Annotated in this window: 22 protein-coding genes and 2 pseudogenes; 11 read left to right on the plus strand and 13 right to left on the minus strand. The window is 66.4% G+C overall.

The annotated features are described in order from the left end of the window. Positions 1-112: 112 nt before the first annotated feature. The 7 genes from RWP81_RS03315 to RWP81_RS03345 all read right to left on the minus strand — a co-directional run bounded on the left by RWP81_RS03315 (position 113) and on the right by RWP81_RS03345 (position 5,322). The gene (locus RWP81_RS03315; protein ID WP_314452238.1) at positions 113-565 is read right to left on the minus strand and encodes a hypothetical protein; all 453 of its coding nucleotides are present in this window, start codon (positions 563-565) and stop codon (positions 113-115) included. 37 nt (positions 566-602) lie between these two features. Then, on the minus strand, positions 603-1,256 hold the full coding sequence (locus RWP81_RS03320) for an NAD(P)-binding domain-containing protein (protein WP_314452240.1): 654 nt from the start codon (positions 1,254-1,256) through the stop codon (positions 603-605). A gap of 107 nt (positions 1,257-1,363) precedes the next feature. Then, positions 1,364-2,218, minus strand: a complete 855-nt coding sequence (locus RWP81_RS03325) for an NAD(P)H-binding protein (protein ID WP_314452241.1) — start codon at positions 2,216-2,218, stop codon at positions 1,364-1,366. Between the two features lie 26 nt (positions 2,219-2,244). Further along, positions 2,245-2,607 carry a DoxX family protein gene (locus RWP81_RS03330; RefSeq protein WP_314452242.1) on the minus strand — a complete coding sequence of 121 codons (363 nt, stop codon included), beginning with the start codon at positions 2,605-2,607 and terminating at the stop codon, positions 2,245-2,247. A 34-nt stretch (positions 2,608-2,641) separates the two neighbouring features. Continuing rightward, positions 2,642-3,283 carry an NAD(P)H-binding protein gene (locus tag RWP81_RS03335; RefSeq protein ID WP_314452244.1) on the minus strand — a complete coding sequence of 214 codons (642 nt, stop codon included), beginning with the start codon at positions 3,281-3,283 and terminating at the stop codon, positions 2,642-2,644. Between the two features lie 28 nt (positions 3,284-3,311). Next, positions 3,312-4,331, minus strand: a complete 1,020-nt coding sequence (locus RWP81_RS03340) for an LLM class flavin-dependent oxidoreductase (protein WP_314452246.1) — start codon at positions 4,329-4,331, stop codon at positions 3,312-3,314. Continuing rightward, positions 4,303-5,322, minus strand: coding sequence for an NADP-dependent oxidoreductase (locus RWP81_RS03345; protein ID WP_314452248.1), 1,020 nt, complete (start codon positions 5,320-5,322; stop codon positions 4,303-4,305). The genes RWP81_RS03340 and RWP81_RS03345 overlap by 29 nt, the downstream gene beginning before the upstream one ends. 100 nt (positions 5,323-5,422) lie before the next feature. On the opposite strand from RWP81_RS03345, the gene RWP81_RS03350 reads away from it, so the two are divergent. Then, entirely contained in the window at positions 5,423-6,049 is a 627-nt protein-coding gene (locus RWP81_RS03350) for a TetR/AcrR family transcriptional regulator (RefSeq protein ID WP_314452250.1), read from the plus strand. A 589-nt stretch (positions 6,050-6,638) separates the two neighbouring features. After that, positions 6,639-7,307: pseudogene (locus RWP81_RS03355) on the plus strand (IS110 family transposase); the annotation flags it as partial. On the opposite strand, the gene RWP81_RS03360 reads toward RWP81_RS03355, so the two are convergent. Further along, on the minus strand, positions 7,266-7,961 hold the full coding sequence (locus tag RWP81_RS03360; RefSeq protein WP_314452278.1) for a hypothetical protein: 696 nt from the start codon (positions 7,959-7,961) through the stop codon (positions 7,266-7,268). The pseudogene RWP81_RS03355 and the gene RWP81_RS03360 overlap by 42 nt on opposite strands. A gap of 3 nt (positions 7,962-7,964) precedes the next feature. Between RWP81_RS03360 and RWP81_RS03365 the strand changes: the two genes are divergently transcribed. The 3 genes from RWP81_RS03365 (at position 7,965) to RWP81_RS03375 (ending at position 10,999) form a co-directional block, all read left to right on the plus strand. After that, complete coding sequence (locus RWP81_RS03365) at positions 7,965-9,206, plus strand: TraM recognition domain-containing protein (RefSeq protein ID WP_314452273.1); 1,242 nt, start codon at positions 7,965-7,967, stop codon at positions 9,204-9,206. Next, positions 9,199-9,894: a DUF4913 domain-containing protein gene (locus tag RWP81_RS03370; protein ID WP_314452253.1), complete on the plus strand. Its 696-nt coding sequence runs from the start codon at positions 9,199-9,201 to the stop codon at positions 9,892-9,894. The genes RWP81_RS03365 and RWP81_RS03370 overlap by 8 nt, the downstream gene beginning before the upstream one ends. Before the next feature lie 67 nt (positions 9,895-9,961). After that, complete coding sequence (locus RWP81_RS03375; protein WP_314452255.1) at positions 9,962-10,999, plus strand: PDDEXK nuclease domain-containing protein; 1,038 nt, start codon at positions 9,962-9,964, stop codon at positions 10,997-10,999. A gap of 357 nt (positions 11,000-11,356) precedes the next feature. On the opposite strand, the gene RWP81_RS03380 is transcribed toward RWP81_RS03375, so the two are convergent. From RWP81_RS03380 to RWP81_RS03390, 3 genes are read right to left on the minus strand one after another with little or no spacing between them, the layout of a single operon-like run. After that, on the minus strand, positions 11,357-11,950 hold the full coding sequence (locus tag RWP81_RS03380; RefSeq protein WP_314452258.1) for a DCL family protein: 594 nt from the start codon (positions 11,948-11,950) through the stop codon (positions 11,357-11,359). 22 nt (positions 11,951-11,972) lie between these two features. Then, on the minus strand, positions 11,973-13,112 hold the full coding sequence (locus tag RWP81_RS03385; protein WP_314452260.1) for an XRE family transcriptional regulator: 1,140 nt from the start codon (positions 13,110-13,112) through the stop codon (positions 11,973-11,975). Beyond that, positions 13,109-13,831, minus strand: a complete 723-nt coding sequence (locus RWP81_RS03390) for a hypothetical protein (RefSeq protein ID WP_314452262.1) — start codon at positions 13,829-13,831, stop codon at positions 13,109-13,111. The genes RWP81_RS03385 and RWP81_RS03390 overlap by 4 nt, the downstream gene beginning before the upstream one ends. 563 nt (positions 13,832-14,394) lie before the next feature. Between RWP81_RS03390 and RWP81_RS03395 the strand changes: the two genes are divergently transcribed. The 6 genes from RWP81_RS03395 (at position 14,395) to RWP81_RS03420 (ending at position 19,798) form a co-directional block, all read left to right on the plus strand. After that, a complete protein-coding gene (locus RWP81_RS03395) occupies positions 14,395-15,360 on the plus strand; it encodes a hypothetical protein (RefSeq protein ID WP_314452264.1) in 966 nt (321 codons plus the stop codon). Beyond that, positions 15,350-16,207, plus strand: coding sequence for a hypothetical protein (locus RWP81_RS03400; RefSeq protein WP_314452266.1), 858 nt, complete (start codon positions 15,350-15,352; stop codon positions 16,205-16,207). The genes RWP81_RS03395 and RWP81_RS03400 overlap by 11 nt, the downstream gene beginning before the upstream one ends. After that, on the plus strand, positions 16,207-17,241 hold the full coding sequence (locus RWP81_RS03405) for an ImmA/IrrE family metallo-endopeptidase (RefSeq protein WP_314452268.1): 1,035 nt from the start codon (positions 16,207-16,209) through the stop codon (positions 17,239-17,241). The genes RWP81_RS03400 and RWP81_RS03405 overlap by 1 nt, the downstream gene beginning before the upstream one ends. 84 nt (positions 17,242-17,325) lie before the next feature. After that, positions 17,326-17,961 (plus strand): multiubiquitin domain-containing protein, encoded by a 636-nt coding sequence (locus RWP81_RS03410; protein WP_314452269.1) that lies wholly within the window; start codon positions 17,326-17,328, stop codon positions 17,959-17,961. Continuing rightward, entirely contained in the window at positions 17,958-18,350 is a 393-nt protein-coding gene (locus RWP81_RS03415) for a hypothetical protein (protein ID WP_314452270.1), read from the plus strand. The genes RWP81_RS03410 and RWP81_RS03415 overlap by 4 nt, the downstream gene beginning before the upstream one ends. 20 nt (positions 18,351-18,370) lie before the next feature. After that, a complete protein-coding gene (locus RWP81_RS03420) occupies positions 18,371-19,798 on the plus strand; it encodes a ThiF family adenylyltransferase (RefSeq protein ID WP_314452275.1) in 1,428 nt (475 codons plus the stop codon). Between the two features lie 460 nt (positions 19,799-20,258). Here the strand turns inward: RWP81_RS03420 and RWP81_RS03425 are convergent, their stop codons facing one another. Together RWP81_RS03425 and RWP81_RS03430 are read right to left on the minus strand one after the other, a co-directional pair. Further along, positions 20,259-20,669 (minus strand): DUF6055 domain-containing protein, encoded by a 411-nt coding sequence (locus tag RWP81_RS03425; protein WP_314452277.1) that lies wholly within the window; start codon positions 20,667-20,669, stop codon positions 20,259-20,261. A 415-nt stretch (positions 20,670-21,084) separates the two neighbouring features. Next, a pseudogene (locus RWP81_RS03430) lies at positions 21,085-21,613 on the minus strand (hypothetical protein); the annotation flags it as partial.

Below are 21,613 nucleotides of genomic sequence, written 5' to 3' on the forward strand. Positions count from 1 at the left end.
GATCTTGTCGTCGAGTTGGCCGCCGGTGGCCGAGCGCGCCGCATCGCCATCATTGTGGATTGCCGCATCAGAGGTCTGCTCGCCCTTCTCGCTGTTCGCGAGATCCTCGGCCTTACCCCCGAGTGCTCCAAAATCCGCCATGTCGTCCTCCTCGGCACGGGAAAACCGCCTTCGGTCGGGGGTGTAGGCGCGTGTGAGCGTCGGTTAGTGGCGTTCGCTGCGGACCAGCGGGGGGGAGTTGCGCGCTGACGGTGCGGCTGAGGAACACACTGAACGCGAAGGCGCCGGCGAGGACGGCCATGGGGAGAGCGGTGGTGCTGCCGGTGCGAGAGCGGGTGTAGCGCAGGAGTGCGTAGCCGGCCGCGAGGTTGGTGACGCCCCAGACGCTGTTGGTGACCGGGGAGGACAGGCCCACGGCGGGCGGGTCGGCGAACGGGGTGGGGAACTCATTCCCGGACAAGCCGTTGACGTAGTGCGGGACGGCGTTGGAGAGCAGCGCGCCGGAGAGCGGCGCGAGGACCCAGTGGTACCACTTCGTGGTCGCTCGGGCGGGGTGTCGGGTCATCGATCGCCCTTCTCTTGCGTGGCGGGGTGGGCGCGGGTCAGTGGACGGCTGCGGGTAGGTGGCCGGCGAGCTCGTCGGCGGTGAGGGCGGCGCCGAAGAGAAGAGTCTCTGGCTGAAGGATCGAGCTGTCCTCAAGCCGGCCGATGGACACTGGGGTGAATCCGACGGCGTTGACGAAATCCGTCACTTGCGTCAGCGCTGCGGAGTCGTTCGCGGCGACGCCGAGGGCGATGCGGTCGGCGGTGCCTTCGGGGCGGGGAAGGTCGTCCATCTGGTGGTAGCCGAGGTGGTTGAAGGTTTTCACCACGAACGCGTCGGGGATCGCGTCTTGGATGATCGCGCTGGACGGTCGGTCGGTGTCGGCGAAGTCGGGAAGGGCGCCGTCGATCGGGGGCCAGTAGTTCATGACGTCGATGACGGTGCGGCCGGTGAACAGGTGGGTGGGGAGGTCGCGGAAGCGGCGCAGCGGGACGGCGATGAGCAGGAGGTCGGCGCCGTCGCCGATGTCGGCGAGGTCGACTGCGTGGGCGCCGGGGCTGACGATGTCGGTCATCAGTGCGGTCTCGTGGGCGGGGCCGGAGGAGGCGATGTTCACCGTGTAGCCGGCGGTCAGGGCCAGGCGGGCGATGGCGACGCCGGACTTGCCGGCGCCGATGATGCCGATGGTGCCGCGGGAGGATGTCGTGGACATCCGAGCTCCTTGCTGAGAGTGGGAGGAAGGGAGGGATGCGGTGGGCTGTCGCATCCCTCCCGGTTCAGGGCGGACGGCTCGTCGGAGGGCTGTCCGGGGTGGTGGGGCTACTTCCAGCTGCGGAGGGTGTCGGCCAGCGGTGTGGTGGGTCGGTCGAGCAGGCGGGCGAGGTCGCCGTTGCTCGCGGCCTGGTTGTTCTCGCGCATGCCGGCGTTGAGGACGCCGAGGAAGCGGACGGTCTGCTCGTCCAGGCCGAAGCCGGTGAGCATCTCGCGTTCCTGTTCGGGGGTGAGCGTCTGATAGCTGACGGGGGTGCCGAGCACGTCGGCGGCGGTCTGGGCGAACTCGGTGTAGTTCCAGGCGGTGTCGCCGGACAGCTCGTAGACCTTGCCCTCGAGGCCGGGCGTGGTCAGGATGACGGCGATCGCCTCGGCCATGTCGCTGCGCGGTGCGGTGGCGAGGCGTCCGTCGCCGACGCTGTTCGCGATGACGCCGCTCTCGCGGGCGCCCTCGAAGTCTTGACGGAGGTTGTCGGTGTACCAGCCGATCCGGGCGAAGGTGGCGGGGATGCCGGAGGCGGTGATGACCTCCTCGGTCGCCGCATGCTCGGCCGCGAGGACGAACGACGTCGTCGGCGCGTTCAGGGCGGAGGTGTAGAGGATGTGCTTCACACCGGCGGTCTTCGCGGCGTCGACGGCCGCGGTACGCAGGGCGAGGCCCTGGCCGGGGGCGCCGACGGAGACGAGCAGGAGGGTGTCGACGTCGGCGAGGGCGGCGGCGGTGGCGGACGCGTCGGTGACGTCGACGGCGGCGGTGCGCAGGCCTCGGTCGGTGAAGTGGTGCAGGCGCATGGTGTCGCGGCCGAGGGCGAGCAGGTCGGTCGGGTCGACGCCGCGGGTGAGGAGAGCGTTGATGATGTCGCCGCCGAAGTTGCCGGTGGCGCCGAGGATGGCGATGGTCATGAGAGGGGTCCTTTCGGGAGTGCGAGTCAGAGCTGGGCGAAGCGGCCGATGGCGATGAACAGTGCGATCAGCAGCAGCACGACGTTGATCGGGAGGGATTTGGCTTCGTTGTGGCGCAGGTGGTGGATCGCGGCGAGGATCTGCACGAGGACGAGTCCGAGGGCGGCGATCGGGGTGAGGACCGGGGCGATGCCGGTGAGCCAGGGCAGGATCAGGCCGATGCCGCCCAGCAGCTCGGCGACTCCGATGACTTTCACGGTGCCGGCGGAGTACTCCTTGGTCCAGGGCAGGTTGGTCAGCTGCTCCTTCGGGCGGAGGGTCTTGGTGGCGCCGGCGGCGATGTAGGCGGCGGCGAGGAGTCCGGAGGCGATCCAGAGAGCGATGTCCATGAGGGCAGGGCCTTTACGTCGGAGCGGGAGAGGGTCAGTTGCTGATCGCGGGCGCGCGGCGCAGGTACGTGTCGGAGTCGACCTGGGCGGCGGTGAACGCGGCGATGTCGGCGCGGGTGATCGGGAAGCCGGTCTTGTCGGTGCCGTAGAACCCGGCGCGGATCTTGCCGGTCTTTGGGCCGTCCTTGGGGGCGGTGAAGCGGACGATGGTCCAGTCGACGTCGGCCTTCTGGATGAGGGAGGTCATGCCCAGCAGTTCGTCGTACGCGCGGCGCAGGAGCGTGCGTCCCATGAAGGAAACCAGGCGGGTCTGCATCGTCTCCTTTTCGAGCGGGTCGGCGATGCTCGGGGTGCCCTGGCCGATGTAGCGGCGCACGGTGTGGCGATGCATCGCGGCGAGAATCTGCCGGGTGCCGGTGACCAGGGGCAGGCCGGTGGCCTTTCTATCCATGCTGGGTCCGAGAGCGCTGACCACGGCGTCGGCGCCGTCGACGGCGGAGTCGATCGCGGCGGCGTCGGACATCTCACCGATGACGATGCGGACGCAGCCGTCCCACCAGGGCGGGACCTTGGCGGGGTTGCGGGCGTAGGCGGTCACGGTGTGCCCGTTGTCCAGGAGCTCGTCGACGGTGAGGGAGCCGATGGCGCCGGTGGCGCCGAAGACGGTGACGTTCATGCGAGGTGTCCTTCGTGAAGTGGTGGGGTCAGCGGGCGATGACGTGGCGCACGGCGGGGGCGACGACGTCGCCGAAGCGGGCGATGGAATCGCGGACCATCTGCTGGGGCATACCGCCGAGGTCGACTTGGCCGAGGAACCGGTCGACGCCGAGCTCGCTGCGCAGGTCGAGGATCTTCTCGGCGATCTGCGTCGGACCGCCGACCATGAGCGCCCCGCGGCGGGCGGCCATCTGCATCATCTGGGCACGGTCGACGTAGAAGCCGCGGCCGCCGTTCGTCTCGGGTGAGAGGTAGCGGTGGTAGTAGGGGTAGAAGTCCTCGAACGCCTGCTCCTGGGTCTCCCCGATGTAGAAGTGGCTAGTGATGCCGACCTTCAACGTGTCGTCGGAGTGGCCGGCATCGCGGCCCGCGGAGCGGTACAGGTCGATCAGGCGCTTGGCGTGATCAAGAGTCCCGCCGATGAGGCCGAGCACCATCGGCAGTCCGAGGCGTCCTGCGCGCAGCGCGGACGAGGGCGTGCCGCCCACGGCGACCCACACGGGCAGGGGCCCAACGGGCTGCGGGTTCGCTTCGGCGTCGTGCAGCGGGGCGCGGAAGCGGCCCTGCCAGGTCACGGTGTCCTCCTCGCGCAGGCGCAGCAGCAGCTCGAGCTTCTCGGCGAAGAGAGCGTCGTACTGGGCCATGTCCTCACCGAACAGCGCGAACGGTTCGGCGAAGGCGCTGCGGCCGGCGCCGATCTCGGCGCGGCCGCCGCTGATGAGGTCGAGGGTCGCGAAGTCCTGGTACAGGCGCACGGGGTCCAGAATCGGCAGCAGAGTCGAGGTCGTCGTCAGCGTGATGCGGCTGGTGGCGCGGGCGATCGCGGCGTGGACGACGGCAGGTGAGGAGACGGCGAACGCGCGGGTGTGATGCTCGCCGATGCCGTAGACGTCAAGGCCGTGCTGCTCGGCCAGAACGCCGTAGGTGATGATGTCCGCGGTGCGGGATGCCGCCGTGTCGGGGCTGCCGGGGTAGATGTCAGAGAGCGAGAAGACGCCGAGTTCCATGGCCTGTTGCCTTTCGAGGTGTCGCGGGGGCCCGGCGGCCCCCCCCACCATGGGGGGGCGCGTTGGTGGAGATGACGAGCTTGCCGAGAGTGCCGGCGGCGAAGTCGCCGAACGCCTGACCGGCCTCGTCCAGCTCGTAGACACGCTGCACGGTGACGGTGGTGTGCTCCTCCGCCTGGTGCTTCGCGATGCGGTCGAGGGTGTCGGCCGTCGGGGACGCGTAGATCGAGACGACGTTCACGCCCTCGGCGGGCACGTCCGCGGAGCTCTGCAGCAGGGTCGAGACGAACACGCCGCCCTGCTTTACCGCGGGGACGACCGGCATCGGTGCGCCGGCGAAGTGCAGGATCGCGTCGACGCCCTCGGGACGCAGCGCGAGGACCTGCTCCGCGACATCGCCCTTGTAGTCGACCGTGTGCGCGGCACCCAGCTTGGTGACCAGGGCGATCTCCTCCTCGGAGGAGGCCGTGGCGATGATCTCGGCGCCCGCGCGGACGGCGAGCTGCAAGGCCTGCTGGCCGACTCCGCCGGTCGCACCGGCGACGAGGACGACCTGGCCCTCCGTAACGTTCGCTGCGTCGAACGCGTCGACAGCCGCGGTACCGGCGAGCCCGAGGCCCGCGGCGTCGGTGAAGTCGATGCTCTCCGGGCGCTTCGCGATGCCCAGCGCGACCGGCACAGTCACGTACTCACCGATCGAGCCGTCACCCAGCGTCGCCTTCATCACGACACCGAACACCCGGTCACCGACCGCGAAGCCCTCGACACCGGCGCCCAGCGCGTCGACCTCGCCGGCGAAGTCCTTACCCAGGACCACCGGGAACGAGTGCTCCATCATCCCCTTGAGTCGGCCGCTCGCGACCGACAGGTCGAAGCCGTTCACCGACGCCGCACGGACGCGGACGCGCACCTCGCCCTCGGCGGGCTCGGGCAGGTCGACCTCGGTGACCTCGGGAGTCTGGTCGGAGTCGTTCAGCGCGAAAACCTTCATGATTCGTGATCTTTCTTGGAGGTAGCCATGTGGAGCGTTCGCTCCGGTTACGTGTAACCACAGAGTGGAGGATCTATTCCACATAGCTAGAATGCATGTCATGACCGAAACGACCAGGCCCCTGCGCGCCGACGCCGAGCGGAACCGGCAGGCGATCATCTGCGCCGCCGGCACCGTGTTCGCCGAGGAGGGCACCAGCGTCACCCTCGAGAGGATTGCGGCCGCGGCAGGCGTCGGGATCGGCACGATCTACCGCCGATTCCCCACCGTGGACGACTTGGTCGCCGTCGTGCTCGAGGAGAAGATGCGCCGCTACGCAGACCGCACCGAAGAGGCGGCCGCTGCCGTTCTCGAACGGCCGTGGGAGGCGTTTCGCGACTGGGTCCTGTTCATCCTCGAACAGCAGGCCACCGACCTCGCCTTCAGCGAAGTCCTCCTCTCCGGCACCGGCACCGACCTCTTCCGCACCGAACTGCGCCGCGCCTTCCACGCTTCCCTCACGCTCGTGACTCGGACCCAGAAGGCTGGTGCTGTTCGAGCCGCCTTCGACCACAGCGACCTGCTGCTCCTTCAGCATGCGAACGCCGGGCTGGTCCGCAGCACCCGCCACGATGCCCCCGATGCCTGGCGCCGCTTCGGCGACTACATGCTCCAGTCGTTCCGCACCGGTGACGGGGCCCTCACGGCGCCACCCAGCGCCTGGACTCAAAGCCACACGCCCGCGTAGGCAGAACCCGTCACGCAGCGCCGAGAGAGTACCGCCACGAAGCGGCAACATTTACAGTCCCGGCAGACCCGTCCAAGGAGATGTCCGGTAGGGGGACCTCAGTCGGGATGTTGGCGTTGGTGGGCGCGGTGCCGCGGGTAACGATGGGCCGGGTCGAGCCATCAGATCGTGCCTGCACACCGCAGTCCCAATATCCGAGACAATTTTAACACTAGCAAGCAGGTTCCGGCATCGTCTGGGATACTAATATTATTAGCGGCAACATCGAGGCGACGAGGGAGTCGAGCTGTCCGGTGCCAACCTCAAATGGGAGCGGCGACGCCGCACTTGCCTGGCGTGGCCGGTGCCCCCCGGTTACTTTCTTCGTGACCCGCTTGGCGGCATGCTGAGCGGTGGCAGCCTGCCGGGCCCGGTATGGTTCCCTGCCCCCTGTCGCTCATGATCTGGGGGGTGTTGTCGCCGGGCTTGGTTGGCGGTGTGTGATCGCTGATAGGAGCTCGACCCGCCCGCTGGCGAGGCCGTTCGTAACGTGGATGCCGGGACATGCCGCCCTCTGGTTGCCGTTCGCGCGAGAGAACGGAGAAGCATCATGACCACAGCCATCGCCGGCTATGACAGGATCGCGGTGTTCGTCGGGCTGGACGTCGGCAAGAGCGAGCACCATGCCGTCGCCCTCGACCGCTCGGGCAAGCGCCTACTGGATCGGGCACTGCCGCAGGACGAAGCCCGGCTGCGCCACATCATCGCTGACCTCGCGGAGCATGGCCCGGTGTTGCTGGTCGTCGACCAGCCAGCCACCGTCGGCGCCCTGCCCGTCGCCGTCGCCCGAGCCGCAGGCGCGAGCGTCGGCTATCTGCCGGGGCTGGTGATGCGACGCATCGCCGACCTTCACCCCGGAGAGGCGAAAACCGATGCCAGAGACGCGGCGATCATCGCCGACACCGCCCGCACGATGCCCCACACGCTCCGCTCCATCGCCGTCGCGGACGAGCAGGTCGCGGAACTGACGATGCTCTGCGGCTTCGATGATGACCTCGCCGGGCAGATCACCCAGGTCAGCAACCGCATCCGCGGACTGCTCACCCAGATCCACCCCGCCCTCGAACGCGTCATCGGCCCCCGCCTGGATCACCCCGCGATACTCGCCCTGCTCCGCAAGCACCCCTCCCCAGACGCCCTGCGCACCGCTGGCGTGAAGCGCCTCGGGAACCTGCTCCTAAAGCACGCACCCCGCAAAGGACGGGTCTGGGCGGTGGAGGGGTGGGTTCGAGTCGTCGTAGATGCGGGCGGCGATGAGTTTGCCGGATGCGCCGCGAACGTAGACGGCGACGCCTGCTTCGGGCGGCATCGCGGCGCGTCCCCATTGGGTGACGTTGTATTCCAATGCGCAGGCGCGGCCGTCATCGGGGACGGTGCAGTGCTCGAGCGGGATGCCGCCGCCGTTGGAGAAGAACAGGGTGTAGAGCTCGGTGAGTTCTGCCGTGCCGGTGTGCGTGTACTCGCCTCCGGCGGGTTCGCGGACGGTTGCCTGGGGTTCGAATGCGGCGAGGGTCGCGGCGAGGTCTCCTGCGGCGAGGGCTCGCTGGTAGTCGCCGACTGCGCCCTTCTCGTGGACGTTCGGGTCGTGCTGGAGTAGGGGTGGGCGGATGGCGTGTTCGCCGGTGATGGGCCAGGTGCTGAAGTACATGCGGATTTCGACGAGGCCGCCGGGGCCGCGGTCGGTGACGATCGCTATCGGGAGGTCGACCCGTCCCTTCGGACCGTCGGTGGAGAGGATGACTTCCTCGACGGTGCGGGTCGGGGTGACGATGAGATCGACGGCCGAGACGGTGTAGTTCGCTTGGCGCAGCTCGTCGCTGGCGCGGGCAACGTACCGGCGGAACGCGGCCTCGCCCTTGATGCGGCCGTGCACGGGGTGGCCCGTGAGGACGCGACGTGGTGGTGGAACCCGCTGTCGTATGTCACCGACGACACCCGCGCGGCGAAGCTGGCGCAGTATTTCGCGTCCGGCTCCCGGGCGACGGATGCCAAGACGGATGCGTTCTTCGACAGCGCCGGTCAGAACCTCCTTGCCGGGATGCTGCTCGCGGCCGCGGTCGGCGGACGCCCGATCGCACAGGTGTTCTCGTGGCTGACCGACTCCACCGATGAGGAACCGGTTCGGCTGCTGCGAGACGGCGGCTACCCGATGATCGGTGACGCGGTGCTCGGCATCATTCAGTCCACCGACAAGCTGCGCGGATCGGTGTACTCGACGGGGCAGGAAATGGCCGCGTGCTTGAAGAACACGCAGGTCGCTGACTGGGTGAACCCGCGCGGAGCGTCGGACCCCCGCCCGCAGTTCGATGCCGCCGACTTCGTGCGCGGCCGCGGCACGCTGTACTCGCTGTCCAAGGAGGGCGCCGGCACCGCCGGCCCCCTCGTCACCGCTCTCACCGCCGCCACCCTCGAGGCGGCAACCGACCTCGCAGACACCTCACCCGGTGGGCGGCTGCGGACCCCGCTGGTGGGCATCCTGGACGAGGCGGCGAACGTGTGCCGGTGGCGGGATCTGCCCGACCTGTACTCGCACTTCGGCTCCCGCGGCATCCCGATCATGTCGGTGTTCCAGTCCTGGTCGCAGGGCGTGGCCGTGTTCGGCCGCGAAGGCATGCTCAAGCTGTGGAGCGCGTCGAACGCGTTCCTGTACCTCGGCAGCGTCAAAGAGAACGACTTCCTGCAGAACGTCTCCGAGCTGGTCGGGGACTACGACCGGGAGACGACCTCGGCCAGCTACAACAAGGGCGTGCGGTCGACGTCGACGGCGCTCAAGCGTGAGCGCATCCTGACCGTCGATGAGCTGGGCGCGATGCCCCGCGGCCGCGCGGTCATGCTCTCCACCGGCGCCCGGGCAGCGCTACTGCGCACGGTCCCCTGGTACGAGGGCGCGAAGGATCAGGTCGCGGCGATCAAGGCGTCGATCGCTGCTCACGACCCGGCGGCCACTCCCGCGGCGTCGTCCGTCGTGACGGCCTCGACGTCGGCGCCGGTATCGCCGGTCGACCTCGCACCCGCACCCGCATCGGTGCCCGCGGCCGCGGCCGCGCCAGTCGACCTGGCTTCCTCGATGCGGGCGCTGATGGAACGCGCGGACGCGAAGGACCGCACCGATGGATGACATCGACCCGCTCGACTCCGACGAGTTCGACGCCACGACACCGGCAACGGGGAGCCCCCTCGGGGTCGTGGACGGCATGGGCTCCGCCGTGGAGAACGCCCTCGGCGCGCTCGACATCGACGCGATCGTGACTCAGGCCGCGAACGCGGTCGTCACCAAGCACGTCACCAACCTCGCCAAGGAGGCGCTGAGCGACGCTCTCACGCCCGAACGGGTTGTCATGCTCCAAGAGCGCGCGGCAGCGGCTGTGGAACGCGCATTCGAGCCCCCAGCCGTGGCGGAAGAAGAGGAAGTCGACGTCGAGGCGGAGGCGGAGACGGAGGCGGAGGCGGAGACGGTTTACGGGTCGGTGGACGAGTGGCTGCGCAAATACTGGCGGTTCACCTACCGCCGCCGCGTCTCAGCGAAGGGCACCGGCACCGGTAGGTGGAGAGCCGAGTGGTGGAACACCGACGAGGCCGTGCAGCGCCTTGAAACGCTGTGGCGAGAGTGGGAGGCCGCACGCCTCGACCCGGGCCTCGGCACAAGTGCATGGTGGATCAACCACGCCGCCCCGCACATGACAGCCCTACTCGCCATCGACGGTCCCTTCGCAGATTCGAAGGACGAGAACCAAGTCAACGATCCGCTTCCGGACCGACAGCCGCCGGCGCACCTGTTCCCACCCGACAAGCAGCCCAGCGTCTGATGAGTGCAGCCGAAATGGCACCGAAGCCCATGCGTCGTCAGCCCTTCCTCGGTGAGAAGCTAGATGGATGACCGAGATGGAGTCGGCAGAGTATGCATCTACTCTCGACGAGCTGAAGATCCAGGTCCAAAGCTCCCGCCTCCGTGCTCAGCGCACGACCAACAACGAACTCCTACAGCTGTGGTGGACCATCGGCCGCACTATACTCACCCGGCAAGTAGAATCAGGCTGGGGCACGAAGGTTCTTACGCGCCTCGCCGATGATTTGCGCGACGCATTCCCGTCGATGAAAGGGTTTTTGCGCGCGAACCTCTTCTACATGCGGCGGTTCGCGGAGGCGTGGCCTGACCCGACCGCAATAGTCCAACGCCCCGTTGGACTATTGCCGTGGGGGCACGTTATCGAGCTTCTCGACAAGCTCGATGACCCCGAACTGCGCGACTGGTATGCCACGAAGGACGCCCACCACGGGTGGAGCCGTGCGGTACTCGCGCACCAGATCACCTCTCGGCTACATGAGCGTGATGCTGCGGCGCCGAGCAACTTCGCCGGCACATTAGAACAACGAGACTCTGACCAGGCACAGGAACTCACAAAGGACCCGTACGCTCTACAGTTCCTCGCCATCGGCAGCGACGCCTCTGAACGCGAACTCGAGCAACGTCTGATCGACCGCATCCTTGAGACCATGCACGAGCTCGGGCCAGGCTTCGCCTTCGTCGGACGCCAGGTGCACTTCGACGTCGACGGTGACGACTTCTTCGTGGACCTACTGTTCTTCCACGTCGAACAGCTTCGGTACGTCGTTATCGAGTTAAAGACCACCACTTTTGATCCCCGGGACGCCGGTCAACTCGGCTTCTACGTCGCCGTCGTCGACGACCGTCTGCGCATCCGGGACAAGCATCAACCGACTGTCGGCATCCTTCTCGTCGCCGGCAAGAATGACACAGTGGTGCGGTACGCACTCGCTTCAACGAACCAGCCCGTCGCGGTGAGCCGCTACGAGCTCGCCGAAGACGCGCAAAAGGCACTACCCGATGAAGCTACAATCGCTCGTGCATTCGCCGAAGAAATCGAGCGAGCGCCCAAACCTGAGGCCTAACACGCGGGGTCGATGCTGCGAGTGCGCGAACGTCACTCGCTGTCCCTCTGTGCGTCGTGAGGGCGAGCCGCGCGACAAACATCCATCCTCCGCCTGGCTTTCGAGGAGGCTGCGCGCTGTAGTGGCGCGATCCGTTACGCGGACGAGAACGTTGCAGCGCCGGTTCTGTTCCTCAATGTCGATGCCGTACCGCGCGCCACCGTGCGGAAGCGTTCACAGTTTCGGCGAGACCCATACTCTCCCTATGTCGTCCAGGCGTCCTGCGGGGGACGCGGACGCGCGCTAGCCTCGCTCGCAGTCGCGAGCCGCATCTTGGCGTGCTTGTCGTAGAAGGCCAGCCACCTCGTGTGGACTCCCTCATCCATGAGATGGCTGCCGATCTGTACGCCGCCGTCGCCAGAAGCGACGAGGATCTGGTCCCAGCCGCCCTCGCTCTCGGCGAACCGAAACGTGAGTTGACCCCACGAGGGCTTCGTCATAGATGACGTACCCGTCCTGACGCTCGGCGAACGTCACGCCGGAGATGTCGCTAGCGAACGATCCGTCTGTGATCCGAGCTTCGCGGTAGTCCAGTCGGCGGTCCTCCACAGCGAGGCGCAAGCCCTCCTTCGCGTCCAATTCGGGCGTGTGTTGGTCAATGCAGGTGTTGTAGCTGAAGTCGACTTTTTCGCCGTTTGTTCGCTCGATCCAGATTCCGGTGGCGTCAGGTCGAACGTTGAACTTGTCGCCATCACTGGTACGACCGACGAAGAAGTGCTCGACGCCGTCGCCGATCTTCTCCTTCGCGTCGGGGTGCAGATCCAGGAGCTCCCTCAGCATCAGGTCATGACGGGGGTCCGTGATCCGGTCATACGGTGCGTATGGTCCGCCCGTGTGAAGGAATCGGAACGCCGCGCGGGCCTCCTTCTTGCTTCGCCACCGGAGCGAGGGAAGTACGACTGGAATTGCCAATGCTGCCTCCTTCTTTGCGTGCCTAATCGACGATTGTCAGCCGAGGGCGTTCGTCTTGTGCGCCGAGCATGCGGCGGACGTGCGCGGGCGTCCACGCAAGTTCCGCAGCGAGCTCCGGGATTGTCACGCCGCGCTGTTCCGCGAGTTCGACAGCCGTCGACAGCAACGAGGGAAACTCGCCTGGGAACTGCGCGACCGGCTCGTGCACGACGCCGACCTGGTTGAGGCGAATGTAGCCTCGGCGTGCGGTCGCGTCGGAGATCTTCCCAAGTTCACGGCTTCTGTAGATCACCGACTTCGGCTCCACGCCCCACTCCAGACTCACTTTCAGCACATCGGCCATGTCCAACCGGCTCTTCAGCCGAGTCTCCATCGCAGCGCGCGGGGTAAGGAACTCAGCAGCAAACTTGTCAGCCTCCCGCTCGATGTCAGTGGTGCCAGCCACTCGTCCGCCGTGAAGCACCAGATGACCGAGCTCGTGTGCGGCACTGAACCGATGGCGGTAAACATCGTCCGCGCGGTCCGGTGAGAGCACCATGACGGGTCGGTTGAAGGCTGAGGTGGAGAAGGCGTCGATGCGGGCCACCTCGTCCTCGACCATTGGGACGAGGACAGCAACGATCCCCTTCGACTCCGCCAACCTGACAACCTGGGGCACCGGCCCATCGCCCATACTCCAGGCCTCCCGTAGATGCCTTGCGGCGGCTGCGGGGTCCGAAGGAAACGTGCCTGGTGCGATCTCCCCGCCAGCGAACCCGGGAATGTCGATGGCTGGGAATCGCACGTGCCGCTCGAGCGCGTTCGCCAGCTCCCACACCTGTTCTGTGTAGGAGATCGCCTTCTTACGCTGTCGAGCAGTCGTGGCTCGCAGGCTCCGAAAGTAGACGTTGTCGGATTCGAGCCGTACCCGGGGCCGTCCCGCCGCGAAGAATCCCACCGGCACCTTCAGGTACCCCGCGAGCTTCTGGAGCGTGTCTGCTCGCGGCGGCGTGATGCCTGACTCGAACTGGCCGATGGCAGCGGCGGACACGCCGACTGCTTCCGCCACATCCTGCTTCGTCCGCAGAGCGAGCTGCCGGGCCTGTTGCAGCCGCTCGGGGTCGAACGTGCGCGCGACGGTAGCTGGGTTCGCGGTCGGCGCCCCTCCCGAGACCGGTCTCACTTGCTACCCGCTGCGAGGTCATCGTCGTCGCCACGCACACCCATATCCAGGGTCTTCATCGGCGCCTCGTCGAAGCGACGTGGCTCGCTCGCCTCGTTGGCCGCATCGAGGTCTATCGCAGCCTCGACAGGCAACTCTTCCTGGTGTACCCAGATCACGGCACCATGAGCGTCGAGATAGCCATCGCCAATATGGATCCGCTCGAGGCCAGCACGATCACTTGCGACGAAAGCGACGAGCACGACAGCCTCAGCTTCAGATGTAGGGGAGGCAAGCTCTTCGGCGTCCTCGTCGTTTTGCCACTCCGCGAGGGGGAGGTACTCCTCCGGGCGCCGCTCGACATCGGACAGCAGTTCGTCACGGAACTGCGACCAGCGGATGACGAGGCGATCAGCCTCGGGGCCGGACTGCGAGGCACACTTCGCCGCGTAAATGGTGGTCCCCCCGACGACGGGCAGGTAGAAGCGGCTGCCCTTTGGGCGGATCTTGCGCACGTTCTGGACCTCAGCGAGCTCCTCCACAACGCCGAGAGCGAGCACCTGCCAGAAGGTCGCACCGTACGGTTCGTCCGTGCGCAAGCCGCTCGTCGCCTTGGTGTCAGCGGAAGTGTCGTGCGCGGATCGGCCCGCCCGAACGAGAGCTTCTGCCACGGCGGGTGCGGCCTCGCCGAACCGAGCCCGGAACCACTCGCTTCCCCCAAGTCCGTTCATGGCGTTCACATGTCTCCCTCGTAATCAGCGCAAATCCGACAGAATCACTTTATTTTATACCATGGAAATGGTCACTTTAAGTTCAGTTCTCGCGCCGGTCGCCGGGCACGGTCGTTGCTTGGGCTGCCACACCGTGAAACATGCCCGGCGCCGCCGATGGTTGGCGAGGCCCCGAGTGGGGGAGCGGTGGCACGGCGCAGCCGTTATCCGTGTCGGCCGCCGTCTCGTGCGGTCAAGCTGGACGAAGCGGCAGGGAGCCGCTCTCGCATTGGACGAAGACGACCACTGAACACACAGATCCGAGCCACGGCGGCTCGGAACTGCATGACTGGATACGTCTACCTGGCGATTGCGGTGAGCATTCTCGGCGGGCGTCCGCCCATCAACGGCTGCAAGTCAAGCGTTGTGAGGCGCTGTATCGATCCAGGGGGATTGTCTCTGCGCAGATGGTGACGACTAAGCCGCGACACGGTCATGATGGCGTAGGTGCAGTGCCCGCGACTTCGAGCCGTTTACATTGGTGGTGCGGTGGGGGCCGCGCGCCATCGATACTGCGGGCTCGAGGGGGACTCGTGTCGACGACACACATTAGGGACGAAGCTCTGGCGCTCGGACAAATCGGGCCGTTAGCTCTGAACATGATGGTCCGCGTGTTTGGCTCCGTACTCCGGAGCTTTCCGGCCCTGCGTAGCAGGGAGTCGGACGCCGACCTCGTACAAACCTTCTTTGCGGACCGGGGACAGGCGTACGTGATCCAAATTCTCGCTGCTTCTGATGACGCCGCTGCCGAGCGCATCACGCGCAGCTGGGCCACGAATTGGCTAGTCAGTGCAGCACGAAAGCTACCGTTTGGCGCTTTGCGCAATCGCCTTGAGAAAAGGCTCTCACGCTCGTCGGAGTTTTCAGCCTCGGAAGTCGCTCGCCACTGGTATCTCACCGATGAGACGGACGAGGATCGGCCGCACACTCATGAGGATCTGGCTGATGTGGCAGCGCGCTCGAAGATCGAGGTGATCGGCAGGCCGGACGGTGGGGTCTGGCTCGGCAGGCATGGGGAGTTGGAAGAGCTGCTGCGCCAACTGCTCCTCGTGGCGGGTCGAATGCACGTTGCCGAGATGACTGTCATCTGTGGCAATCGGTTCCCCGCGGCTCTTCAGGTGGGTTCTGACCCGGAGCCCGTCCCTGATGCTAACTGGGACGCTGTTACGGACACGGAAGAAGCCTCCGACTCGGTCTTCAACACCGCTCAGATGATCCGAGCCGAGCGATTTGCTTTCACGCTCCTCTCGAAACTCTCCGTGGAGGACGTGACGGTGATCCGCTTCCGCGATGACATTGAACAGCTCGCCGCGGAACTCGGATGTTCCCGCAGCTCGGCCTACAACGCGCGTGGACGCCTTCGCATGCACCTGCAGGACCTCGCGGGGGACGGCCCCGAGGCCAGAGACGTCGTAGCGTCCCTCCTCCGGCTCGTGCTGGACGATTCGGAATCTGTCCCGTCTGATTCAGCAGACAGGGAGAACACACGTGCCATCTGACGCCGCCGAGCGCTGGTTCGAACTCGCCGCGCATTTCGCGATTCCAGAGTTCCTTACAAGAAAATCCACGCCCGCCGTTGCGGTGGGGCAGCTGCGTCAGGCGACGTGGGCGCACGCCGACGCGATGGTCCTGATTGAGCGGGTCGACGATGAGGCCGCGCTCGCTCACGTCTACCCCGCCAGCGTCGAGCCCGGCGTGGCGAACAGTGCCGCGGTCATCATCGAGGCGGCAGACATCGAGCTCGCCACAGCGGTGAGCATCTTCCCGTCCCACGCGCTGTGGATCCCGTTTGCCTCCCTCGACGCTCTGCTCGCGACCCTTGCGCCCACGCTGCTTCAGGCCACTCGAAAGGCAGCAGCGACCAGCCATAGCTCCCGGGCCGAGTCCGGCACCACAAGAATCGAGGAACTGTTCGAGGCTGTAGACACGCTCGAGGAAGCACCCAGGCTCGAACCCTCGACAGCGACCTCGAGCGATGAGCGCATCGACATCGACCTGGGTGTGGTGATGAACACCCTCTCGTGCACCCAGTCGCGAGCGATGGACATCTTGTTCGGCACCGAGTTGATCTCCGTATCCGAGGCGGACATGCTCAGCGAGGTCTCGGGCATCCCCAGCACGGCAATTCTCACCGCAGTCGAGCCGCTACCCGCGGACCTCGTCCGCGAGCTGCAAGAACCGCGATGGCGACCACGGATCCGGCGACGCGCAGTCGATGGGGACGAGCAGGCCAGCCGGTTGCGGTTGGGCTACGACACCTATCAGCTGGCCACGCGCCAACAGGGGGAGGGGCGCGACATCTGGCGTCAACGCCTCGAGACGCTCCTCGCGGGGGAGGAGGACTGATGCCGCGCTACATCGAGGGAGTGACCGCACAGGCAGAAGCGATGAAGACCGCATGGACGGTTGCCGGTGGATCTATCTCCGATCTCACCCTCGACGCGTTCGCGAGCCTGAGCGCCCACCCCGAAGTGAACGTTCTGCGGGTGCCGGAGGTCGTACCCGGCGATTCGGAACTGGGGTGCTCCGTGGCCGGCGGCTACCGCGCGTCGCCGCCGACGCTCATCGTCACCGAGTCCATGTCCAAGCGCCGACAGCACTTCACGCTCCTTCACGAGCTCGGACACCACATCCAGCGCACCAACCTCGATCTGGGGCGAGCGGTAGTTCAGCGCAAAGACCGCGTCTCGTTCGAAGACGGCAGTTGCGATGCGTTCGCAGCCAGCGTGCTCCTCCCCGACGACATGGTCGATCAGGCGTGCGTGGCGTTCGGTGGCCCCACCGCGCAGACCGCCGTCGATTTGTTCGAGGCGTCGAACGCCTCACGTGCCGCCATCGCGGTCCGCCTCATCGGACTGTTCAAAGCATCCGGCGCTGTCGCAGTCGTGGACAATGCGGGCATCGTCACCTTCGCTGCTGCCCGCGGCTCGGTGTTCCCTCCGGCCAAGCAAAGCGACCAGAGCAGGAATCCGTTGATCCGCGCCGCGCTGGATGATCCGAGTGCTTTCAAGGTATGGACGCGCGACGATGCGCAGATCTGGTATCAGAAGGGTCATTCGTCCAACCAGCTCTACGGTCAGGCGGCGTGGGTCGGGGACCGGTTGATGGTGGTCATGGTCGAGGAGGCGGCGCCGTGGCGGACATACTCGCCGCCGCGCGATTTCACGGCCGCACGAGCCAGCTCCCGGTGGCATGACTGTGACACCTGTGGACGCAACTTCGAGGTGAAGGTCCGCTGCTTCACCTGCAACGAGCCGAAGTGCCCGAAGGGGCATTGCAACTGCTCTGAGCCGACCGAGAGGCGGTGCGACACGTGCTTCCTGGTGAAGCACACGAGCCAGTTCGACGTCGGCTCGAACGACTGTAGGGAATGCGCGTAGCCCCGGGCTGGACGAATCTCGACTTGTCCCGTCTCTTTCTTTTGCGTGGGAACACCCCCACCACACCAAGAGAATGGAGAGCCCGTGGCACCTTCAGAAGTCCATCTCGATGGCCAGCCCATCGTCGTCCCCAACCGCAAGGTCACCGGTGCGCAGCTGTGCGAACTCGTCGAACCCCACGCCGAGCACATCTGGCTTGACCTCGACGATGCGCAGGACCACCCCGTCGGCGCGGCCGAAACCCTGCTGCTCGAGGAGGGCATGCGCTTCTACACGGATCGCGCCCGCACCATCGTCATCGACGAGGTCGAGTACCAGGTGCGTTCGGCGATCATCACCGAAGACCAGCTGCGCCTGGTCCCACAGCCGCCGGTCCCCGAGGACCACGGCATCTGGAAGGACATCGTCGACGAGATCGACGACCGCATCCAGGACGGTGAGCTTGTCCGCATCACCGACGGCGACAGGTTCTTCACGAAGCCGCTGAAGAACCGTGAGATCCGGATCACGGTCAACCGTCAGACCGTGGTGCTGCAGGGCGTCCGCCACACCGGGCAGCAGATCAAGGATGCTGCCATCGCGCAGAACGTCGCCATCGGCTCGGGGTTCCTCCTGTCGCGCAAAACCGAACGGAAGTACAAGCCGGTCGGTGACGAGGAGCAGATCCGCGTCCAGGCTGGTGACGAGTTCCGCGCCGTTGACGGAGATGACAACTCATGACCCCGACAGGCACCGTTGTTGAGGCCATCGAAGAGCTCCGAGACACGTTCCCCGACACGAACGTGACGTACGTGCCGGATGGTCAGGGCGGTGCATGGGTCACCATCGAGGAGGTGCCCATCGGCACCGCCTACACCGTGCCGACATCGTGGCTGGTCTTTCAGATCACGTTCCCCTACCCGGAAGCCGACGTCTACCCGCACTTCGTCCGTGCCGACCTCCAGCGCAAGGACGGCCACGGTCACGGTGTGGGTTTCTCCGTCGGCGCGTACGGTGATGGCGGTGTGCCTGCGATGCAGCTCTCGCGGCGGAGCAACAGGCTGAACCCCGCGGTCGATACTGCGGCGACCAAGGCGCTGAAGGTTCTTCGATGGCTGGGGGAGCAGTGAACTCGCCTTGGTCGGTGACCATGACCGGGGAACAGTGGGCCGTGCTTCGGGGCCACCTGTTCCCGGGAGACCGGGATGAGCACGGCGCTGTCCTGCGATGCGGGATCGCACGCAGCGCCCGCGGCAACCGGCTCCTCGTGCGCGATGTCGTCCTCGCCCGCGATGGTTCGGACTACGTCGAGGGGGACCGCGGGTACCGGAAATTGACCGCAGAGTTCGTTGCCGACAACATCGACGTCTGCGCCGAAGAAGGGCTCGCATACATGGCCGTGCACAACCACGGCGGAACCAACACGGTCGGTTTCTCTGGCACCGATAGGGCCTCGCACGAACGCGGGTATCCTGCGCTCCTAGACATCAACGACGGCGTCCCCGTAGGGGCCCTCGTCTTCGCCGCCGGCGCGGTCGCGGGCAATGTCTGGTTGAACCGGGGAGAGCGGGTGGAGATCTCCCACCTTCGAGTGGTGGGCCGCCCTCAGCTTGAGCTGACGCCTGAACCCGTGCCGGCGGCCATCGCGGACGCCGGGTATGACCGCCAGACCCGGATCTTTGGTGATCGAGGGCAAGCCATCCTGTCTAGGTCCAAGGTTGCGGTCGTAGGTCTGGGCGGAGCGGGTTCGCTGATCTCGGAATACCTCGCTCGCCTCGGCGTCGGGGAACTGGTGCTCATCGACCCCGACCGTATCGACTCGACCAACCTGCCGCGGGTCGTTGGTGCGCGACGCACCGACGCGCTGGCGTGGTTGCGTAATCCGCGTCGGCCGGCGTTTCTTCGGTCGATGGGGGAGCGGTTCGCGGCGTTCAAGGTGAGGATCGCTGCGCGCGTCGCACTCGAGGCGTCCTCCTACGTGCGCGTCACTGTGGTGCCGCGGTCGGTGCTGGAGCCGGAGACAGCGAACCTGCTCACCGACTGTGATCACATCTTCCTCGCTGCGGATTCCGCCTTGGCGCGACGTCTGGTCAACTCGATCACCCACCAGTACCTGATCCCGAATACGCAGGTCGGCGCGAAGGTGAGCGTGAAGGACGGTGAAATCAGCGACATCTTCTCGGTGTCACGAATGAGCTTGCCCGGAAGCGGATGCTTGCAGTGCAACGGCCTTATCCCCGCGTGGAAACTCACGCAAGAGGCCACGCACCCCGAGCAGCGTCGTCGCCAGCGGTACATAGACGATGAGGAAATTTACGCTCCGAGCGTCATCACCCTCAACGCGGTCGCAGCCTCGCGCGCTGTCGATGATTGGTTAATGACCATCAGCAGGCTCGTCGATAAGCACGTCTCGCCTGATCACTGGGTGATGTATCACCCACTCACCGACGACATGGTGGAGATCGATCCAGTGAAGGAGGCGGGGTGTTTGCAGTGCGGACCGACCCGGTTCGCAAGCGGTGACGCCACCCCACTTCCCACCGCGGTCACTGCAGCTCGGGGCGGTCGGCATGCTTAGACACATCTATTTTGCGTGGCTCGCGTTCGATCTGACCTACCGCCGTTGGAAGACAAAGCGCGACCAGTCGAGCGTGAGCGGCGACCTCCCGAACCCATAGCACGTCTGGACAAGCGCCGTCGGGCGCCTGCTGTGGGCGGTCGTGAACTCGACTTGCACGGATTGCGCAGCTGCCCGATTCCTCCTCGTGGATGATCGTGGACGCTGCGGGTCGAACGGGGGCGTGGCGAACCGCGACCCTACTGAACCAGACCAGTAGTCAGCTTCTCGGAGCGTTGGCAGTGCAACCAGACTCACATCAGCCTCTGTCCCTGAACGTCGTCGATGCTGCGGCTGATAGGGCATGGGTTGCCTCAGTATTGAGGCGCCCTAGATCCGCGTTCGTGCTTGCTGGTCGTGGCACGGCGCGGGCATCTGCCCCACCGCGAACACGGCCTGACGGGCACGTTCTGGCGTCTCTCTAACCTAAGAATTCCGGAAGCTGGTGCGTCATCCAATTGGCATGCGATTCCCACATCCACCACACATACGGGTTGTCACGCAGCCCACGGGTGGCACCCTGCAGGGCGTGTGCCAGTTCGTGGGCGAGGCCGTGGTGATCCGCGTACGCACCGGAGTTGATCCACATCCCCATCGCACCCTCGCTGGTGACGCCGCCCGTCAACCCGAAGGTCGGGTCGAGATGCACATTGACCCGGCGCTTCGTGGTGGTCTCGCAGAACGGCGCCGGGAAATCGATGCCGGAGGGATTGAGGTACGTCGACCAGTACGACTCGAGACTCGCCGCGGCACTCTCGACGTGGGCCTGTGACACCTCGGAACTCGTCCATCGGAACGAGAAGTGCTCGGTGGTGTACCGCTCCGCCGGCATACTCGTCACGGTCGGATCGGTGCTCCAGCCACCTGTGACGCAGGTGCTGTTAGAACGGATAGCCGATGCGGCCGAGGCGCTCGTGGTGCCGACGACGGTAGTCGCGACGAGGGCGGCGGCCACGACAGCGCTTGTGAGGATGCGTGTCGAAAGTGTCGTTCCTAAGGAGCGACGTGTGGACGCTCGCGACGTCCGTCGCGCGGTCACGGGGTGACCCTGGCATCGGGCACGCGGGTAGGGCTCGCGGTGGAGGTTGGATAGTCGGTGCCGCTGGTTGCGGAACGTCTGACGCGACGAGGGGTCGTCGGGACGGAGTTCACTGTATCTGTCCTCTCGGCGCCACCCGTCGATGAGCAGCGGGGACGTGGGAGGCACGTTACGGAAGGCCGGCGCCCACTTCCTCGGTTAGTAGGTATCACGAGCACACTCGCGCCTCGATGGGCACCGTCAGCTCCCGCGTCGGCCCGTTGCCGTCCACGCGGAGCGACATCGACCCGGCCGGGATCGCCGCCGCGCGCGTCGAGAACGCAGCGGTCGCGGTGCTGCCGGCCCCGAGAGCCGAGAAGGTTTTCGTCCCGTACGTGCCGGCCGCCGTCACCGACACGGGGACGGACCCCGTGTTGGTCACCTTCAGCATCAAGGTCACCTTGCCGGCCACGCAGCGAGACGAGACGGTGCCGTCGACCCGCGGTGCCGCGGCGGTGCCGACGCGCACGTCGACCGGCACGGACGCCGAAGCCGAAAGCACGTCGAGGCCCTGGTAGGCAGCGGAGAGCCGCACCTCGCCCGCGACATCGGGGACGACGGCCTCGGCGACGAACGCGCCGTCGCGGGAGACCACGCGCGCGTCGACGTTCTTCTCGCCGAACGCGAACCGCACTGTCCCGGCGACGGCGCCGCCGTCGGCCGCGGTCACCCGCGCCGTCACTCGTGCACCGGGCTGG

It is taken from the genome of uncultured Microbacterium sp. (genome assembly GCF_963521695.1).
GTDB lineage: Bacteria > Actinomycetota > Actinomycetes > Actinomycetales > Microbacteriaceae > Microbacterium.

What these genes read in the sequence shown, in the direction of transcription:
- RWP81_RS03315 (WP_314452238.1), bottom strand. Translation starts at nt 565, where the DNA reads ATGACCCGACACCCCGCCCGAGCGACCACGAAGTGGTACCACTGGGTC.
- RWP81_RS03320 (WP_314452240.1), bottom strand. Translation starts at nt 1,256, where the DNA reads ATGTCCACGACATCCTCCCGCGGCACCATCGGCATCATCGGCGCCGGC.
- RWP81_RS03325 (WP_314452241.1), bottom strand. Translation starts at nt 2,218, where the DNA reads ATGACCATCGCCATCCTCGGCGCCACCGGCAACTTCGGCGGCGACATC.
- RWP81_RS03330 (WP_314452242.1), bottom strand. Translation starts at nt 2,607, where the DNA reads ATGGACATCGCTCTCTGGATCGCCTCCGGACTCCTCGCCGCCGCCTAC.
- RWP81_RS03335 (WP_314452244.1), bottom strand. Translation starts at nt 3,283, where the DNA reads ATGAACGTCACCGTCTTCGGCGCCACCGGCGCCATCGGCTCCCTCACC.
- RWP81_RS03340 (WP_314452246.1), bottom strand. Translation starts at nt 4,331, where the DNA reads ATGGAACTCGGCGTCTTCTCGCTCTCTGACATCTACCCCGGCAGCCCC.
- RWP81_RS03345 (WP_314452248.1), bottom strand. Translation starts at nt 5,322, where the DNA reads ATGAAGGTTTTCGCGCTGAACGACTCCGACCAGACTCCCGAGGTCACC.
- RWP81_RS03350 (WP_314452250.1), top strand. Translation starts at nt 5,423, where the DNA reads ATGACCGAAACGACCAGGCCCCTGCGCGCCGACGCCGAGCGGAACCGG.
- RWP81_RS03370 (WP_314452253.1), top strand. Translation starts at nt 9,199, where the DNA reads ATGGATGACATCGACCCGCTCGACTCCGACGAGTTCGACGCCACGACA.
- RWP81_RS03375 (WP_314452255.1), top strand. Translation starts at nt 9,962, where the DNA reads ATGACCGAGATGGAGTCGGCAGAGTATGCATCTACTCTCGACGAGCTG.
- RWP81_RS03405 (WP_314452268.1), top strand. Translation starts at nt 16,207, where the DNA reads ATGCCGCGCTACATCGAGGGAGTGACCGCACAGGCAGAAGCGATGAAG.
- RWP81_RS03415 (WP_314452270.1), top strand. Translation starts at nt 17,958, where the DNA reads ATGACCCCGACAGGCACCGTTGTTGAGGCCATCGAAGAGCTCCGAGAC.
- RWP81_RS03420 (WP_314452275.1), top strand. Translation starts at nt 18,371, where the DNA reads ATGACCGGGGAACAGTGGGCCGTGCTTCGGGGCCACCTGTTCCCGGGA.
- RWP81_RS03425 (WP_314452277.1), bottom strand. Translation starts at nt 20,669, where the DNA reads ATGCCGGCGGAGCGGTACACCACCGAGCACTTCTCGTTCCGATGGACG.